The organism is Sulfitobacter sp. EhC04 (assembly GCF_001650875.1).
GTDB lineage: Bacteria > Pseudomonadota > Alphaproteobacteria > Rhodobacterales > Rhodobacteraceae > Sulfitobacter.
Map to the genome: position 1 here is coordinate 1 of NZ_LXYI01000011.1, position 18,207 is coordinate 18,207.

Sequence of the window (18,207 nt, forward strand, 5' to 3'; positions counted from 1 at the left end):
GTTCTGCCCCTGATAATGACAACTCTTCCTGCACAGGCTCAGATCATTGATATCGATCTTGACCTGGGTGACCTTCTGGGGGTGGGGCTTTGTATCGGGGGCGGGTGCGATGACGACTTTGAATCACCTGATGACGAATTGACCCTGGCAGGTACAGATCTCAGTATTCTGTTCAACGATACTTCGGTTTCGCCTGCACCACTGAATGACTGGCGCATCAAGATCAATGACAACGATCCGACAGGCGAAAGCTATTTTGGCATCACCGATGTGACGGGGGGGCAACAACCCTTCCGCATCATGGGCGGTGCGCCGGGCAACGGTTTTATCCTTGATGCAACCGGCCACGTCGGCCTGGGCACACAGTTCCCGATGCGGGACCTGCACCTGACGGCCACGGACAGCCCCGGTATCCGCCTTGAGCAAACCAGCGGCGGGCCGGGTGCTCAGATCTGGGATGTGGTTGCCAATGAAGACAACTTCTTGATTGTGGATGTGACCCACACCAAGATTCCCTATGTGATTGAGGCAGATGCACCGAACGACAGCCTGATCATCACGGAAACCGGCAGGGTTGGTTTCGGTGTCGCGGCACCGGAAGAGCAACTTCATATTCGCTCGAACGCGCCCGACACGGACGCCTTTGCCCTGTTCGATGCCAACGGCAGCGGGTCCGACGCGGCCTTCCGGTTGCGCCAGAACGGTCTGATCCCGACAACCTGGGAATTCCGCAACCAGCAGGACTCGGGCCGCCTTAACGTTGGCATCGCGGGCGGGAACACACCGTTCAAGATCGACGACCAGGCCGACAACAACCTGCTGCGTCTTGGTGCAAACGGGCAAACCGATGTGGTCAGGATCACCGGGCGTCTGATGGTCAATGATGTATCCCTTTCCGTGCCGGACTATGTGTTCAAGGACGACTACGTCCTGCGCCCCCTGACAGAGGTGAAAGCGTTCATTGATCAGAACAGTCACCTGCCTGAAGTACCTTCCGAAAAGGACATCGCAGACGGCGGCGTGGATCTGACGGGCATGCAGATGGCCCTGCTGAAAAAGGTCGAGGAACTGACCCTCTACACCCTGCAACAGGAAGACGCGATCACGGCCCAGAAGGAAGAGAACAGCGAACTGCGTGATCGTCTGGCTCGGGTCGAGGCGCTGTTGACCGAATGACGGAAGGCGGCTGACAGCCAGCCCGGTTCCGATCAGGGACCAACGCGGCATCCATTTGAATTTCGGCCTATGATCTGAGGCCAGAAATGAAAATGGGTGCCGCTTTTTTCCGTTTGTGAACGGCGGCTGAGATTGCCGCCACGGGGGGCGATATGACCCGGATGCAGATGCTCCACCTGAAAAAGATTGAGGAGCTGACGCTTTATACGCTTGAACAAGAGGACCGCATTTCAACCCAAGACGCGCGCATTGCGATGCAAGAGGACCGTATCGCCCGGTTGGAAGCGGCGCAGTAGACGCGCCATAGGATTTGACAGGACCTGACCTTGCGCTGTTAACTTGCGCTGCCCGCCTTCTGGGGGAGGCGGTATTTGAGCGAAGCCATTTTGCGCCAGCACCCCGGCCGTTGTCGGCGCTAATTTTATTTGGGGAAGCTGTCCCATGTTGATCCGACTTATTATCATTGTCGCATTGTCGCTGACCTCCGCACTGACCGCTTCGGCGCAGGCCACCTTCAGCGAAGGTGTCCGTATCGGCGACGGAAACATACAAGAAGCAGACCTCACGGTTGCGGGAAGTGCCAGCATCGGCAACCTTTGTCTGGGGCTGAGATGCGGCGAGGACGAGCCCACCAGCAATACCACGCCTCTCATCATCGACACGCCGAAGCAGGCCTGGATTGATCTGATCAATCAGTCGTTTGCGGGGACTGGGCAATACCCCGGCCGCGATTGGCGGATCAGGCCGAACGACGATTACAATGGCGGGATCGAACGCTTTTCGATCGAGGATCTGGATGCGGCCACCATCCCCTTCAGCATCGAAGGCGGCGCGCCCGAGAACGCGCTTTGGGTCGACAATGGCGGCGGCATCGGGCTGGGCACCATGTTTCCCCAGGACCGGCTGCATGCCTCCGGGGCCATCGGCCCCGGCTTTCGGATGGAACAGACCGGCAATGGGCTTTTGCCGCCACAGGCCTGGCGAATCGTCGGGCAGACCGCCTTCAGCGTCCACGATCTGACCGCCGGGACCACCCCTTTCCGCATTGACCGGACCGCGCCCACCGGGTCTTTCCATCTGGACGAAACCGGATTTGTCGGCCTTGGCACCACCGCGCCCGAGGAATTGTTGCATATCCGGACGACGGCTCCGGATACTGATGCTTTCGCGCTGTTCGATGCGGCCGGTTCCGGTTCGGACGCCGCGTTTCGGCTGCGGCAAACGACCACGAACGCCACCTGGGAGTTCCGCAATCAGGCGGATTCAGGCCGTTTGAACGTCGGGCTTGCCGGCGGCAATACGCCGCTGAAGATCGACAATGCAGCGAACAACAACCTGCTGAAACTGGGCATCAACTCCGCCCCAGACGCTGTTGTGGTGACGGGCCGTCTTGTGGTCAACAACACCACGCTGAACGTGCCTGACTATGTCTTTGCCGAGGATTTCGCCCTGCGCTCACTCGCCGAGGTGCGCGCATTCATTGATGAAAACAGCCACCTGCCGGATGTCCCCTCAGAAGCCGAGATCAAGGCCAATGGTGTGGACATGACAGCGATGCAGATGACGCTGCTCAAGAAGATCGAGGAGTTGACGCTCTATACGCTTGAATTGGAAGCGCGGGACACGGCCAAGACAACCCAGATCGCCGAGTTGATCACTAGGCTGGAAAGGCTGGAGGCACGGTGATCTTTTGTAACCTTCGCGAGGAAACTCTCATGAAAAACTTGTCTCAATACAGAATAATGGCGCTTGGACTTGTCGCATCTGTCATTGGCGCGCCGCTGGCCGCCGACGTTCTGAGCACCACCAGCCCCACGATCCGCAACAACCTCTGCGTGGGCGGCAGTTGCCTGAATGACGAAAGTTTCAGCGGCGATTTCAACCAGATCGTCGTCAAAGCCTCCAATACCCGCCTCCTGTTCGAAGACGCCACGACACTCGCCAACTTCCCCTCTGACGACTGGGCGCTGCAGGCCAATGAACGGGTCATCAATGGGCGCAACCAGTTCATGCTCAAGAACGACACACTGGGCACCATCCCGGTGACGGTGCAGGCCGGGGCCGGGGAAAATGCGCTTTTCCTTGCCGATACGGGCAGGATCGGCATGGGCACCTCGATGCCGCAAACCGATCTGCACATCGTGGGCTCCGGCGCGACGGTCGGCTTGCGCATGCAAACCAGCGGTGCCAGCTCTCATACCTGGGCCATGCAATCGAACCAATTCAACTGGTTCATGACAAACGTAACCGACAACAATGTGCCGTTCGTGGTCCGTTCAGGCGCTGGCACCAACACCCTTGTTCTGGACGATAATAGCTTTGTCGGAATAGGAACGCCCGCACCCGAAGAACTGCTGCACATCCGTTCAAGTACACCCAATACCGATGCCTTTGCACTGTTTGATGCCACTGCCGCAGGCTCGGACTCAGCCTTCCGCCTGCGGCAGAACGGGACCATCCCCTCCACATGGGAATTCCGCAACCAGCAATCATCGGGCCGCCTGAATGTCGGCATCGCGGGCGGCAACACGCCACTCAAGATCGACAATCTGGCGAACAACAATCTGATCCGGCTGGGGCGCAATGGCCTGCCGGGCGAGGTGAATATTACCGGTACGCTGGTTGTGAACAACACGCAGCTGAACGTGCCGGACTACGTTTTCGCAGATGATTACGCCCTGCGCCCGCTCGCCGAGGTGCGCGCATTCATTGATAAAAACAGCCACCTGCCGGATGTGCCGTCGGAGGCCGAGATCAAGGCGAACGGTGTGGACATGACCGCCATGCAGATGACCCTGTTGAAAAAAGTCGAGGAATTGACGCTCTATACGCTGGAACTGGAACAGGCCCGCGCCGCGCAGCAGGCACAGATCGCCGAATTGCAGGGGTTGGTCCTTGGGTTGCGCCAGATGCAGGAATGATCCGAAAGTGACCCGATACGGCCGCGCCGTTTCGGTTTTTTCTACCGCATCTGGGGGGATGCGGCGCTGCTTTTTTCACTTCATGTCGACCGCGCCCTCCCTTCGCGGCGGTATTCGGAGTAAGGTCATGTTTTCAAATAAATATCTCTTTGCGACCATAATTTGTGCTCTTTCGGGGCTGCCGGCGCTGGCACAGAACACCCATGCCGGTGGCATCACCATATACGACAGCAACACCTCGAATGCCGATCTCTACGTAGAGGGGCCATCGGTTCTGGATGACAGCGCCTGCATAGGAAATTCCTGCGCTCTGACCGAGACATTTGACCTCGATACCTTGCTCAAATTGAACGGTCCTGTCACCGGCATCGAGTTTCGGGACAGTTCGCAGGTCTCGATCTATCCCGCCACGGACTGGCGGCTTTTTGTCAATGACCGCGATACTTTGGCAAACGGCGGTCTGAACCGTTTTTCGATCGAGGATCTGTCGGCTGGCACGACACCTTGGACCATCGAGGCGAATGCGCCCGACAATGCCTTCTGGATGACCAGGTTTGGGACCATTGGCATGGGGACCACGGTGCCAAATGCGTATCTGCATATCGTAGGGAACCTTTATACCCCGAGCGTTCGGATGGATACGACCGGCGCCGGGGCGCAAAGTTGGGAAATCATCGGGGACAGCACGTTCAGCATCCGTGACAATACCAACACCCTGACGCCCTTTCAGATCAACAGCGCCGCGCCGACCAACAGCTTTGTCATAGATGCAAGCGGCGAGGTCGGCATTGGGACCAACAAGCCGACCGAACTGCTGCACATCCGATCCAATGCCATCAACACCGATGCCTTTGCCCTCTTCGACGCGAATGGCGCAGGCTCGGATTCCGCCTTCCAGCTGCGTCAGAACGGCATCGTGCCCAGCACATGGGAATTCCGTAACCAGCAGGACTCGGGCCGCCTCAACGTCGGCTTGGCGGGGGGCAACACACCCTTCAAGATCGACAATGCGGCCAACAACAATCTTATGCGCCTTGGCCGCAACGGCAAACCGGGCGAGGTGAACATCACCGGCACACTGGTCGTGAACAACACCCAATTGAACGTGCCGGATTATGTCTTTGCCGATGAATACGCCCTGCGCCCCTTGACCGAGGTGAAGGCATTCATCGACGAAAACTCTCACCTGCCAGACGTACCCTCCGAAGCAGACATCAAAGCCAACGGCTTGGACATGACCGCAATGCAGATGACCTTGCTGAAAAAGGTCGAGGAGTTGACGCTTTACACACTCGAACAGGAGGCGATCATTGCGTCCTACGAACGCCGGTTTGCCCGGCTTGAATCGATGATGGCGGCGCAAGTCGGCGACCGGCCCCTGGACTAATTCTACGATACTTCACCCTCGTTGCGGTTTTTGCCGTGCACTCATAAGGAAATTACCCCATGCGCCCTTTTAACATTCCAATCGCGGCTGCCGTTTTTGCGATCAGCCTTGGTTCTACGCCGCTGCTGGCTCAGGCCCTCAGTGGCAGCGACCTGACCCTGTCGGGCACCATCACCCAGAACGGAACAGGCGCAAACTTTTTCAACGGCTCTTATTCGGCGTTCAACGGCAGCGGCTGCTTTGGCAACAGCTGCACTGCCGGAGACTCCAATGGCTTTGGCAACCCGCCGCTGAAGCTCAAGTGGAGCGTGGCGGACCTGCTGTTCGAGGACACCTCCACCATATCGTCTCTCGGCACCAACGACTGGCGCATCATGATCAATGACGGCGGCGTTTCAGCAGGGGGGCGCAACCGCTTTTCGATCCGCGACGACACCGCCGAGGTCATCCCGTTCACCGTCATGGCCGGGGCACCGGTAAACAGCCTCTGGATCGACAGCGATGGCGAAATCGGGCTGGGCACCTCATTGCCGCAGGCCGATCTGCATGTGGTGGGCAAAGGCATCACAACCAGCATGCGGATGCAATCGGTCGGTAGCTCGCCCCATACATGGGAGATGCAGAGCAACCTTTTCGAATGGTTGCTGCGCAACACGACTAACAGCCGCACGCCGTTCCTCGTCGGCACCGGGGCGGCCTCAAACACACTCGTTGTCAGCGATGACAGCCGGGTCGGGATCGGCACTTCCGCACCTCAGGAACTGTTGCATATCAGATCCATTGCATCAGACACCGATGCCTTTGCCCTGTTTGAAGCGGCCGGATCAGGGTCCGACTCCGCCTTCCGCCTGCGCCAGAACGGCACCACCCCCAGCACATGGGAATTCCGCAACCAGCAGGACTCGGGCCGCCTGAATGTCGGTCTGGCCGGGGGCAACACGCCGTTCAAGATCGACAATGCGGCCAACAACAACCTTCTGCGGCTGGGGCGGAACGGTCAGCCGGGAGAGGTGAACATCACCGGCACGCTGGTCGTTAACAACACCACGATGAACGTGCCGGATTATGTCTTTGCCGATGACTACGCCCTGCGACCACTGGCCGAGGTGCAAGCCTTCATCGACACAAACAGCCACCTGCCCGATGTGCCCTCAGAAGCGGAAATTAAAGCCAATGGTGTCGACATGACCGCGATGCAGATGCTGCTGCTCAAGAAGGTCGAGGAGTTGACGCTCTATACGCTGGAACAGGAGGCGGTGATCGCGCAACTGCAGGATGCCAAGGCCGCGTCGGACGCTCGCATCGCCCGGCTCGAAGCCCTGATGGACGCTCGCACGCCAGAGCACTGAACCGGCCCCGCGGGCCGGTCTCGCGGGTTTACAGGCGCTGCAGGCATGTCTTAGCATATAGCCTCACGCGCTCCGCTTTGCCGGGGCATCCTGTATTTCACCGGAAAGGCCAGTCCCGTTCAGCGGTATCGGCCACAATAGTGACCCAGTTGATTGGACATGCCCATGACTTTTCCCCGCACCCGCCACCTTTCCCTTTTCACGCTGATCCCCGTCGCCCTGCTGGCCCTGCCGCTTGTCACGCTGACCGCGTCAGAGACACGCGCACAAGCGCATGTCGATTCAGGCGACGCCACTGTGCGCAACCAGCTTTGTGTCGGTGGCGCCTGCCCCGACGATCCGACCGGAACCTTCATCAGCGGGTTGGCCGGTTCGGTCAGGATCCACGCCAACGTCACCCGTCTCGATTTTGACGACGCATCGACAGCATCCCTGGCTCCCAAGAATGACTGGGCGCTGATCGCGAATGGCGACCCTTTTTCGATTGATGCCTTTTTCTCGATCGCCGATGTCACCGGGGGCACCACGCCGTTTCGTATCGACGCCGGGGCGCCGGAAAATGCGATTTACCTCGCGAGCAGCGGCCAGTTCGGCCTTGGCACGTCCTTACCTCAGGCCGATCTGCACGTGGTTTCCGAAGTCGATCCGTCCATCATGCTGCAACAGGCCGCTGGCGGAAAACCCCCTCAGCGCTGGCGGATCCGGGGGAATGAATTCGGCCTGTCCTTGGGGGATGTCGATGCATCCACGACCCCGTTTTTTGTGGCCACCAATGCCCCGACGTCTGCATTTCATGTCAATGCCGCCGGGGCTGTCGGCCTCGGCACCAATGCCCCGCAGGAACTGCTGCACATCCGCTCCAATGCCACCAACACCGACGCCTTTGCGCTGTTCGACGCGAATGGCGCAGGCTCGGATTCCGCCTTCCGCCTGCGCCAGAACGGCATCACCCCCAGCACATGGGAATTCCGAAACCAGCAGGACTCGGGCCGCCTCAACGTCGGCTTGGCGGGGGGCAACACGCCGTTCAAGATCGACAATGCGGCCAACAACAACCTTCTGCGGCTGGGGCGGAACGGTCAGCCGGGCGAGGTGAACATCACCGGCACACTGGTTGTGAACAACACGCAGTTGAACGTGCCGGACTATGTGTTTTCCGACGATTACGCCCTGCGGTCGCTGGCTGAGGTACAGGCGTTTATCGACGAGAACTCCCACCTCCCTGATGTCCCCTCAGAGGCGGAGATCAAGGCGAACGGCGTCGACATGACAGCGATGCAGATGACCTTGCTCAAGAAGGTGGAAGAACTGACGCTCTATACCCTTGAGCAGGAAGCCAAGCTGGCGCGGATGGCAGAGTTGGAAGCCAAGATTGCCCGGCTCGAAGCGCTTCTGGATTGACCCTGAAAAGCCACGCCTGGAGCACAGTCGGTCGGATCGCGTCGACCAGCTTCTCCTTGCTGACGGGCGTTGACGCCCTGCCATCAGAACAAACATAAGTATTTCAAAAGCTTAAAAGGGTATTTTGAGAATGTGTCAAAATAGTGTATGGTGCCGAAATATAAACGAGTCTGCATCTGAGCAGTTACTGCTGAGTTTTTGAACAACCAATTGATCCGATGAAATCAGGAAATCCCATGAAAAAGACAACATTCACACTGCGCGCAACCTTTTTTGCGGCAACCAGCCTTGCCGGATTGGCAGCCATTCCCGCAACCGCCCAGGACCTCGTGGTGGATGGCAGCCTTTGCGTCGGCTTTGATTGCCCAGCAAACCCCAGCTTCGGATCTGACACAATTCGCCTGCAGGAAAACAACCTGCGCATCCATTTCGATGACACGTCAACCGCCGGCAGCTTTCCATCGAACGACTGGGCAATCCAGGCCAATGATCAGGCCAATGGTGGTGCCAGCTATCTGGCCATCGTTGACCGCACTGCCGGGCGGACAGTGTTCAGCGTCGCAGCCAATGCGCGCTCAAACGCACTGGTTGTCGACAGTCAGGGCGACGTTGGCATCGGGACGGCGAACGCCACTACCACGATACACGCCGTTGATGGTGACACGCCGACGCTGCGGTTGGCACAAGACACGTCATCCGGTTTTGCGGCGCAGACCTGGGATCTGGCCGGTAATGAAACCAGTTTCTTTATTCGGGACTCGTCAAACGGATCGACGTTGCCTTTCCGCATTCGTCCGGGCGCAGCCTCAAATTCACTGGTCATTGATACAGACAATGATGTCGGGATCGGCACGCTTACCTCGGAAGCCTCTTTGCACGTCAAGCGTACCGGTTCAAATGAAGCGACTGTGCTGATTGAGTCGGTCACTGGCGATTCATCCTTTGTGATCGAGCAAGCAGGCACGACATCTGCGGCTTGGGAGTTCCGCAATCAGGCGGACTCGGGCCGGCTGAACGTTGGTCTGGTCGGCGGGAACACACCGCTCAAGATCGACAATGGGGCGGACAACAACCTGCTGAAACTCGGCACAAATGCAAATTCCAGCGCTGTGGTCGTCACCGGCGAATTGCTGGTTAACAACATCACAATGAACGTGCCCGATTACGTGTTCGAGCCGGGCTATGCACTGCCCAGCCTGCACGAGGTCGAAGCCTTCATTCATCAAAATGGCCACCTGCCCGGCGTGCCTTCGGCCAAGAAAGTCGCAAGCGATGGCGCGCTCAACATGACCGAAATGCAAATGGCGCAGCTTGAAAAGATCGAAGAACTGACACTGCATTCCATTGCTCAGCAAAAGACGATCGAAGCACAGGAAACCGCGCTGACCGCGCAGCAAGACCGGATATCCCGGCTTGAGGCTGTGGTCCAGTCGATTGCCGATCAATAGATCAATGCGCCGCTATAGTGGCGACAAAACCTGACCTGACAAAGGCCCGTCACCATGTGTGGCGGGCTTTTTCGATGTACAGCGATCTGCCCTGCATCGCATCCGGCCCAACGGGAAACGGTCCGCGCTCCGGTGTTTTTTCTATCTGCAAAAGAAGTCCTGCCGCAACCTTGGGTCACCAGAGTTTCAGATGGTTGGCAGTGATTGTGCGCGGATGGATGCTGCGGGACAGCAGCAAAGACAAACGACCCGGCCCTGGATTTCAGGAGGAGGTGCGATTTCGGGCGGTACGAGAACGATTACTGAGACCTTTGCAGCGTCCCGCCTTTAACCTGATACACTCCGTATCGCCGATGTCCCGAGAGCGCGAAGCGCGGCAGGGTATCGGCGTTTCAAGTTTAAGGCGGGGCGCTTTAGAACATTTTGTAGGGTACACAATGAAACAGTTATTCCAATTCACCGCATTCACCGCGCGGCCAAGCCAGACAGAGAACCGATATCAGTTTTTCAGCGAGGAGCATTCTAGATGACCAAACAGACAATCACCGCGGCGGGGTTGACCCTTGCCCTTTCCCTCGGCGCCACCGCTGTGTTCGCGCAGGCGATTAACGGATCCAACCTGACCCTGTCAGGTCATATCACCCAGAATGGTTTCGGCCCGAACTTCTTCGACGCCGGGAACAACATCTTTAGCGGGCGCGCCTGCATCGGGCCTGCATGTGATGGCACCGAACCCTTCGAACAGGGCCCGCTGCGCCTGAAATGGTCCGAACCCGACATTCTTTTTGAAGACAGTTCCACAACTGGGGGCATTTCCAGCAACGATTGGCGGCTGGTAATCAACGATGTCTCGACCACCAAATTTGCGGTGCAGGATATCGACGGGGATACCATCCCCTTCACCATCGAGGGCGGCGTGCCAACCAATACGCTGGTGCTCGAAACTTCCGGCGAAGTCGGCATGGGGACGGCCAGCCCATTGACCCAACTGCATATTGTCGATGGCGACAGCCCCACTGTGCGGCTCCAGCAGGATGGCAGTGAGGCCATGCCCCAGCAAACCTGGGATATCGGCGGCAACGAGACGAGTTTCTTCATCCGCGACGTCAGCGGCAGCAACCAGATGCCGTTCAGGATCCTGCCCGGCGCCGATACCGGATCTTTCCTGATCACAGGCAACGGCGATATCGGCCTTGGCACCGCTGCCCCCGAGGAAAAGCTGCACATTCGGACCACCGCCAACAACACAGATGCCTTTGCGCTGTTTGACGCGGCGGGCACCGGCAGCGATTCCGCCTTCCGGCTGCGTCAGAACGGCACCGTGCCCAGCACCTGGGAATTCCGTAACCAGCAGGACTCGGGCCGCCTGAACGTCGGCTTGGCGGGGGGCAACACACCCTTCAAGATCGACAATGCGGCCAACAACAACCTGATGCGGCTGGGGCGGAACGGTCTGCCGGGCGAGGTGAACATTACCGGGACGCTGGTGGTCAACAACACCCAGCTGAACGTGCCGGATTACGTGTTCGCCGACGACTACCCCCTGCGCCCGCTGGCGGAGGTGCAAGCGTTTATCAAAGAGAACTCTCATCTGCCGGATGTGCCTTCAGAGGCCGAGATCAGGGCAAATGGCGTGGACATGACCGAAATGCAGATGACCCTGCTGAAAAAGGTCGAGGAATTGACGCTGTATACGCTTGAGCAGGATGCGGTAATTGCGACCCTGACAGAAAAAGCGGCGCAGTCTGACACGCAGGCAGCGATCATCGCCGCGCTTGCCGAACGCCTGGCAGTGCTTGAGGCTGCACGCTAAACGCGAACAATAATGTGTTCGAAACTGCCGCACGGTAATTCGCCGCGCGGCTTTCGCGCGCTTTACCTGCCGGTTTTTGGCGTTAAGTTAAGCCGCAAGGTACAGCAGGAGACAGGCCATGCGGCTGCGCGTCAACGGGACGGAACACGAGGTGGATGTCGAGGATGACATGCCGCTGCTATGGGTATTGCGCGACGAACTGGGGATCACTGGCCCGAAATACGGTTGCGGGATCGCGCAATGCGGGGCCTGCACGGTGCATGTGGACGGGGTCGCCGTGCGGTCGTGTCAGCTTGCCGCGGCGGATGTAGATGGCGAAGTGACCACGATCGAGGGGCTGGGCACGCCGCAGGCGCTGCACGCGGTGCAAGCGGCCTGGGTGGACCATCAGGTTGCACAATGCGGCTACTGCCAGTCCGGCCAGATCATGCAGGCGGCTTCCTTGCTTGATCTCAATCCGGAGCCCACGGACGAACAGATCGACGCGGCGATGAGCGGGAACTTGTGTCGCTGCGGGACCTATCCGCGTATTCGCGCCGCTATCAAGACCGCCGCAGTCAAGTTGCAGGGGGTCTGAGCATGGGACGGGTCAAAACCATCGCGCGGCGCAGTTTTCTGGTGGGGTCGGTCGCGGTGCTGGGCGGTGTCGCCTTTGGCACCTACATGTACAAGCGGGACGTCAAGAACCCGCTGCTTGCCGATCTGAAACCGGGCGAGGCTGCGTTCAACCCTTACGTCAAGGTGGATGCGCAGGGCGTGACGCTGATCACCCCGCGCGCGGATGTGGGGCAGGGGGCCTATTCGGTCCAGGCGCATCTGCTGGCAGAGGAACTGGATGTGGACCTGGCCGAGGTGCGGATTGATCCGGGCATGCCGTCGGCCGCCTACTACAACGGCGTGTTGGCGGCAGAAGGCATGCCGATTGCCGCAACCTCCGACAGCATGATGGCGCGCACCGGGCGTGGGGCGGCGGATGTTGTCGGCAAATTTCTGGGGCTGCAACTGACCGGCGGATCATCGACAGTGCCGGATATGTATGACCGTCTGCGCCATGCCGGCGCTGTCGCCCGCGAGACACTGCTGGCGGCGGCGGCCCGGCAAACCGGTCTGGACCGCGATCAGCTGAGCACCGAAAATGGTGCCGTGGTGCTGCCTGACGGAATGCGGCTTTCCTATGCCGATCTGGCCGCCACAGCGGCAGAGATTGAACCGGTCCAGGATGTCACCCTGCGCGACCCTTCGACATGGCGGGCCTTGGGGCGGGATCATCAGCGCACTGATATCGTTGCCAAGTCCACCGGCACGCAGGAATTTGGCATCGACATGGTGATGGAGGGCATGGTGTATGCCACCACCCGCACCAACCCCGCACTTGGTGGCGGTATTCAGGGCTATGACGCGACCGATGCAGAGGTGATGCGCGGGGTTCAGGCCATCATCCCGATCACCGGTGGCTTTGCCGTTGTCGCGGACAACACCTGGCGCGCTTTTCAGGCGGCAAATGCGGTTCAGGCAGATTGGGGTCCGTCTCCATATATTGGCGATACGGCCGCGCAGTTTGCCGATGTTGCCGCCTCTTTCGTCGAGGACCGGCAGGACAGCCGGTTCAAGGACGAAGGCGATGTGGATGCGGCGCTCGACGGCGCGGATGTGCTGGCGGCAGAGTACCGCATCCCCTATCTGGCGCATGCCCCGCTGGAGCCGATGTCGGTGGTCGTGAATTTGACGGACGGTCGTCTGGACATCTGGACCGGCACGCAGATCCCGCGTTTCGTGCAGGACGGTGCCGCAGCGGTCGCGGGGCTTGAGGCACAAAACGTCTTTGTCCATGTGTTGATGTCCGGGGGCAGCTTTGGCCGCCGGTTGGACGACGATTACGTCCGTCAGGCGGTCGAAATTGCCGTGCAGATGCCAGATACGCCGATCAAGATGGTCTGGAGCCGGGAAGAGGACATGACCCACGACTTCCCCCGTCCGCTGGCAATCAGCCGCGCGCGCGGTGCGGTGTCGGATGGTCAGGTTGTGGCCTATGATCTGGGCATCGCGGCCCCTTCTGTTGCCGCATCATCGCTGGGCCGTTTGGGCCAGCCCTCCATCGGGCCGGACGTCGCCATCGTTGCAGGTGCGTGGGACCAGCCCTATGCCATTCCCGATTACCGGGTTACCGGCTACCGCGTGCCGCCGATGGTGCCGGTCAGTTCCTGGCGGTCCGTGGGGGCATCCGGCAATGGCTTCCTGCATGAGAGTTTCCTGGATGAACTGTGTCATGCCGCAGGGGCCGACCCGATGGAGGAACGCCTGCGCCTGTGCTGGCACGACACGTCGCGCAAGGTGCTGGAAGCTGTGGCAGAGATGTCTGACTGGGGCAGCGACCTGGGTGAAGGGCGCGGCCGTGGCGTGGCCTTTACCCTTGCGTTCGGCGTGCCTGTCGCCGAGGTGGTCGAAGTCACCAACACCGATCGCGGTATCCGCATCGACAAGGTATTTGTTGCCGCCGATGTGGGCCGGGTGCTGGACCCGGTGAATCTTGAGGCGCAGCTTTCGGGCGGGGTGATCTGGGGGCTGGGACATGCGATGAACTGCGAACTGACCTATGAAGGTGGCGTGGCCCAGCAGGACAATTACCACGTCTTCGAGGGGATGCGCCTGTACCAGACGCCACAGATCATGGTGCGCGGTCTCGAAAACGGCGACAAGATACGCGGCATCGGTGAACCGGGCGTGCCACCTGCCGCGCCTGCCCTGGGCAATGCGATCTTTGCCGCGACGGGGCAGCGCATCCGCGAACTGCCGTTTTCCAAACATGTGGATTTCGTCTGATGCGTCTTTTGGTTGCAGCGCTGCTGCTGGCCACCCCCCTGGCCGCGCAGGAAACCATTGCCAGCCGGGAAGAGGGCCTTGCCGCCTGGGACCGGATCTTCGAAAAAGTCTCGCATCCGCGCTGCACCAATTGCCATGTGGGGGACAGCGGTCAACCGATGTGGAACGGGCTGGGCTACGGGGTCGATACGGTGCACGGCATGGGCGTACTGGCGGACCAGACCCGGATCGGTGCGCTGAGCACGCCGTGCCGGACCTGCCATGTGACTGCGGACAGGGCCAATACCGTCCCCCATGCGCCGCCCCATATCGACGATGCCTGGCGTCTGCCCCCGGTCGAACTGGAGTGGCTGGGCAAGTCCAGCGCCGAGATATGCACGCAGATGCGCAACCCGGAAACCAATGATGGCAATGACATCGCGGAGCTTGCCGAACACCTGCGGACCTCGCCTTTCGTGGCCTGGGGTTACGCGCCCGGCGCGGGCCGATCTGCGCCCGACGGCACGCCCGAGGATATCGCCGCCGATGTGGAGATATGGGGCGCTGCCGGAGCGCCCTGCGACTGATCAGGCTCGCGCACCACTTGACGTGGACTGCGTCGGCGTGTCCGGTAACCCATGGATATTTTGAGCGTTGCGCGACCCGTTGCTGTTTCCGGCCTGAATGACATTCCTTTCCCTGTCGCGGATGCGGACCGGGTTGAGGCGCTGCTGGCGCGCTGTCCGGTTGCCGCAGAGACCCCGCTGCTGGAGGCCGAGGCCATCGCGGTGGAGGCGGGTGTGGCCCAGGTCTGGGTCAAGGATGAACGCGGGCGCATGGGGCTGGGCAGCTTCAAGGCACTGGGGGCCGCTTATGTCATCGCAAGCCACGGCGCGGCGGCGCGGGGCCGGACCTATGTGACGGCCAGTGCGGGCAACCACGGGCTGTCCGTGGCGGCAGGTGCTGCGGCCTTTGGTGCCAGATCAGTCATCTACATTGCCGAAACGGTGCCGGAACCCTTTGCCTACCGGCTGAAAGAGCAGGGGGCCGAGGTGCGCCGCGTGGGAGCGGTCTACGAGCAGGCGATGCAGGCGGCAGAAGATGAGGCCCGCGCACAGGGCTGGCACCTTTTGTCGGATACGGCCTGGCCGGGATATACCAAAGACCCTCTGACGGTGATGGAAGGCTACCTCGCGCTGATGGCAGAGGTGGTGCGCCAGATGCCGCAGGCACCCAGCCATGTCTTTTTGCAAGCCGGGGTCGGCGGGCTGGCGGGGGCCTGTGCCGCCTTCGCACGGGCGCATTGGGGGAACGGTCCGCGGATTGTCGTGGTTGAACCGGCGGTCGCCCCGGCGCTGCATGGCTCTGTCGCAGCGGGCAGGGCGATCACCACCCAGGGCCCGGCCAGCAACATGGGCAGGCTGGATTGCAAGACGCCATCACTGATCGCCCTCAAGGGGCTGGCCCGCGATGCGGATGCCTATGCGCTGATCACCGAGGAAGAGGCACAGGTGGGCGCAGGGACCGCGATGGTCGCCGGTCTGGCGTCAACACCTTCGGGGGCGGCTGGCATTGCCGCCCTGCTGGCCCTTGGCGAGGATGGCAAGCGCGCCCTTGGCATCACGCCAGAGGCAACGGTGTTGTGTATCCTTAGCGAGGGCCCGGAAGGTTAATGGGTCCAGAGCCTAGCCCTGGGGCAGCCAGGGCAGGTCGGGGGCGTACCGCAAAAGGCGGTTAAGTCCGCCTGTGACCTGAAAGCTGGCATTGCCCTGCTTGACGCTCAGGATCGGATGACTTAACTCAATCCCTGCGCGGGCGTTGTGTAATGGTAAGACCTCAGCCTTCCAAGCTGATGATGCGGGTTCGATTCCCGCCGCCCGCTCCAGCCCTTCCAGACATCGACTGCGACATCTGTTGCGCTTGACCCCTGCGCGCTGCCGCGCCATGACACGTCACGACTAAAGCGACCGGCCTTGAAACTGAAACTCCGATACCCAGCCGCGCTATGCGCTCTCGGGACGTTGGAGATGGGGGTCTACCTCAGGTCAAAGGCCGGACGCTGTAAAAGAGGACGATCAATGGCACGCGCACCTGTACCCGCACCGACCCAGACCGAAGAACGCGAAAAGTCGCGGCAGATCGGCGCGCTTCGGGCGCTGTTGCCTTTCATGCTGCCCTATCGCGGGTTGATGGTTTTGGCTGTCATGGCGCTGGTCATGACGGCGATGGTCTCGCTGACCCTGCCTTTGGCCGTGCGCCGTGTGGTGGACAATTTCCGCTCTGCCGAAACGGAACTGCTGGACCGCTACTTTCTGGCTGCCCTGGGCATCGCGGCGCTGCTGGCTGTCGGCACCGGGCTGCGCTATGCGCTGGTGACGCGGCTGGGCGAACGTGTGGTCGCCGACATCCGGCGCGCGGTCTTCGACCGGGTGATCTCCATGAGCCCTGCGTTTTATGAACGGATCATGACCGGCGAGGTGCTGAGCCGGATCACCACCGACACAACCCTGATCCTCAGCGTCATCGGGTCATCCGTTTCCATCGCGCTGCGCAACATCCTGATTTTCGCAGGCGGGCTTGCACTGATGCTGCTGACCTCGGCCAAGCTGACGGGGCTGGTGTTGCTGATCGTGCCTGCGGTCGTCATCCCGATCCTGGTGCTGGGCCGCCGGTTGCGCGTCATCAGCCGTGAAAATCAGGACTGGATCGCGGCGTCGTCGGGCAACGCTTCGGAAAGCCTCGGCGCGGTGCAGACGGTGCAGGCCTTTACCCATGAAACCGTCACCCGCGATGCCTTTGCCCGCATGACCGAAGGATCGTTCGACGCCGCGCGCCGCCGGATCAAGACGCGCGCCGCGATGACGGTGATCGTGATCTTTCTGGTCTTCTCCGGCGTGGTCGGGGTGCTGTGGATCGGTGCCAATGATGTGCGCGCGGGCAATATGAGCCCCGGCGCGCTGGTGCAGTTCGTGATCTATGCGGTGATGGTCGCGGGCGGCGTCGCGGCGCTGTCGGAAATCTGGGGCGAGTTGCAGCGCGCGGCGGGCGCAACGGAGCGGCTGGTCGAATTGCTGCATGCCGAGGACACTGTGCAGGACCCGGTGAAGCAGGGCCTGTTGCCCGACCCGGTACGCGGGCGGATCGTGTTCGAGGACGTGCATTTCTCATACCCTGCGCGACCCGGCACCGCCGCGCTGGATGGGGTGACGCTGGACATTCGGCCGGGCGAGACTGTGGCTTTCGTCGGCCCGTCCGGGGCGGGCAAGACCACGATCATCCAGTTGATCCTGCGGTTCTACGATCCGGCCTCGGGCCGCATCACGCTGGATGGCGTGGACCTGCGCGATGTGGCGCGGGATGCGTTCCGCCGCGCGATTGCGCTGGTGCCGCAGGACCCGGTGATCTTTGCCGCCTCGGCCTCGGAAAACATCCGCTTTGGCAGGCCGGAGGCCACAGATGCAGAAGTGGAGGCCGCGGCAAGGGCCGCCGCCGCGCATGAGTTCATTGCGGCATTGCCCGATGGGTATGACAGCTACCTTGGTGAACGTGGCGTCATGTTGTCGGGCGGGCAGAAACAGCGCATCGCCATTGCTCGCGCCATCCTGCGGGACGCGCCGGTGCTGTTGCTAGACGAGGCGACAAGTGCGCTGGATGCCGAGAGCGAACGTGCAGTGCAGCAGGCGGTGGACCACCTCAGCCAGGATCGCACAACATTGATTGTGGCGCACCGCCTGGCGACCGTGAAAAAGGCCGACCGCATCGTTGTCCTGGAAGCGGGCCGGGTGGTGGCGACCGGCACCCATGACGCCCTGGTGGCCAAGGGCGGCCTTTATGCCCGGCTGGCACGGCTGCAATTCACCGATGGCATTGCTGCCGAATAGACACGGGAAATTCTGACTCTACGGCCCTGCCG

Annotated in this window: 14 protein-coding genes and 1 tRNA gene; all 15 read left to right on the forward strand. The window is 60.8% G+C overall.

The genetic code is table 11. From position 1 onward, the window contains the following. A partial coding sequence (locus A8B82_RS06425; RefSeq protein ID WP_235604630.1) for a hypothetical protein occupies nucleotides 1–1,176 on the forward strand: 1,176 nt, incomplete at its 5' end. 152 nt (nucleotides 1,177–1,328) lie between these two features. Then, nucleotides 1,329–1,472, forward strand: a complete 144-nt coding sequence (locus A8B82_RS24155) for a hypothetical protein (protein WP_161489426.1) — start codon at nucleotides 1,329–1,331, stop codon at nucleotides 1,470–1,472. Nucleotides 1,473–1,617: 145 nt separating this feature from the next. After that, nucleotides 1,618–2,862, forward strand: coding sequence for a hypothetical protein (locus A8B82_RS06430; RefSeq protein WP_067289807.1), 1,245 nt, complete (start codon nucleotides 1,618–1,620; stop codon nucleotides 2,860–2,862). 29 nt (nucleotides 2,863–2,891) lie between these two features. Next, complete coding sequence (locus A8B82_RS06435; protein WP_138069692.1) at nucleotides 2,892–4,097, forward strand: hypothetical protein; 1,206 nt, start codon at nucleotides 2,892–2,894, stop codon at nucleotides 4,095–4,097. A 127-nt stretch (nucleotides 4,098–4,224) separates the two neighbouring features. Beyond that, complete coding sequence (locus A8B82_RS06440; protein ID WP_067289813.1) at nucleotides 4,225–5,484, forward strand: hypothetical protein; 1,260 nt, start codon at nucleotides 4,225–4,227, stop codon at nucleotides 5,482–5,484. Nucleotides 5,485–5,543: 59 nt separating this feature from the next. Next, a complete protein-coding gene (locus A8B82_RS06445; RefSeq protein WP_067289814.1) occupies nucleotides 5,544–6,833 on the forward strand; it encodes a hypothetical protein in 1,290 nt (429 codons plus the stop codon). A gap of 165 nt (nucleotides 6,834–6,998) precedes the next feature. After that, nucleotides 6,999–8,234: a hypothetical protein gene (locus A8B82_RS06450; protein ID WP_067289817.1), complete on the forward strand. Its 1,236-nt coding sequence runs from the start codon at nucleotides 6,999–7,001 to the stop codon at nucleotides 8,232–8,234. A 236-nt stretch (nucleotides 8,235–8,470) separates the two neighbouring features. After that, nucleotides 8,471–9,682, forward strand: a complete 1,212-nt coding sequence (locus A8B82_RS06455) for a hypothetical protein (protein ID WP_067289825.1) — start codon at nucleotides 8,471–8,473, stop codon at nucleotides 9,680–9,682. Between the two features lie 526 nt (nucleotides 9,683–10,208). Next, nucleotides 10,209–11,495, forward strand: coding sequence for a hypothetical protein (locus tag A8B82_RS06460; RefSeq protein WP_067289828.1), 1,287 nt, complete (start codon nucleotides 10,209–10,211; stop codon nucleotides 11,493–11,495). A gap of 118 nt (nucleotides 11,496–11,613) precedes the next feature. Beyond that, nucleotides 11,614–12,072 (forward strand): (2Fe-2S)-binding protein, encoded by a 459-nt coding sequence (locus A8B82_RS06465; RefSeq protein WP_067289830.1) that lies wholly within the window; start codon nucleotides 11,614–11,616, stop codon nucleotides 12,070–12,072. 2 nt (nucleotides 12,073–12,074) lie between these two features. Continuing rightward, nucleotides 12,075–14,315 carry a xanthine dehydrogenase family protein molybdopterin-binding subunit gene (locus tag A8B82_RS06470; protein ID WP_067289833.1) on the forward strand — a complete coding sequence of 747 codons (2,241 nt, stop codon included), beginning with the start codon at nucleotides 12,075–12,077 and terminating at the stop codon, nucleotides 14,313–14,315. Further along, complete coding sequence (locus A8B82_RS06475) at nucleotides 14,315–14,881, forward strand: hypothetical protein (protein WP_067289836.1); 567 nt, start codon at nucleotides 14,315–14,317, stop codon at nucleotides 14,879–14,881. The genes A8B82_RS06470 and A8B82_RS06475 overlap by 1 nt, the downstream gene beginning before the upstream one ends. Nucleotides 14,882–14,932: 51 nt before the next feature. Next, the gene (locus tag A8B82_RS06480) at nucleotides 14,933–15,967 is read left to right on the forward strand and encodes a pyridoxal-phosphate dependent enzyme (protein WP_067289838.1); all 1,035 of its coding nucleotides are present in this window, start codon (nucleotides 14,933–14,935) and stop codon (nucleotides 15,965–15,967) included. A gap of 138 nt (nucleotides 15,968–16,105) precedes the next feature. Continuing rightward, a tRNA-Gly gene (locus A8B82_RS06485) sits at nucleotides 16,106–16,179 on the forward strand. A gap of 193 nt (nucleotides 16,180–16,372) precedes the next feature. Further along, complete coding sequence (locus A8B82_RS06490) at nucleotides 16,373–18,175, forward strand: ABC transporter transmembrane domain-containing protein (protein ID WP_067289840.1); 1,803 nt, start codon at nucleotides 16,373–16,375, stop codon at nucleotides 18,173–18,175. The last annotated feature ends 32 nt before the right edge of the window (nucleotides 18,176–18,207 follow it).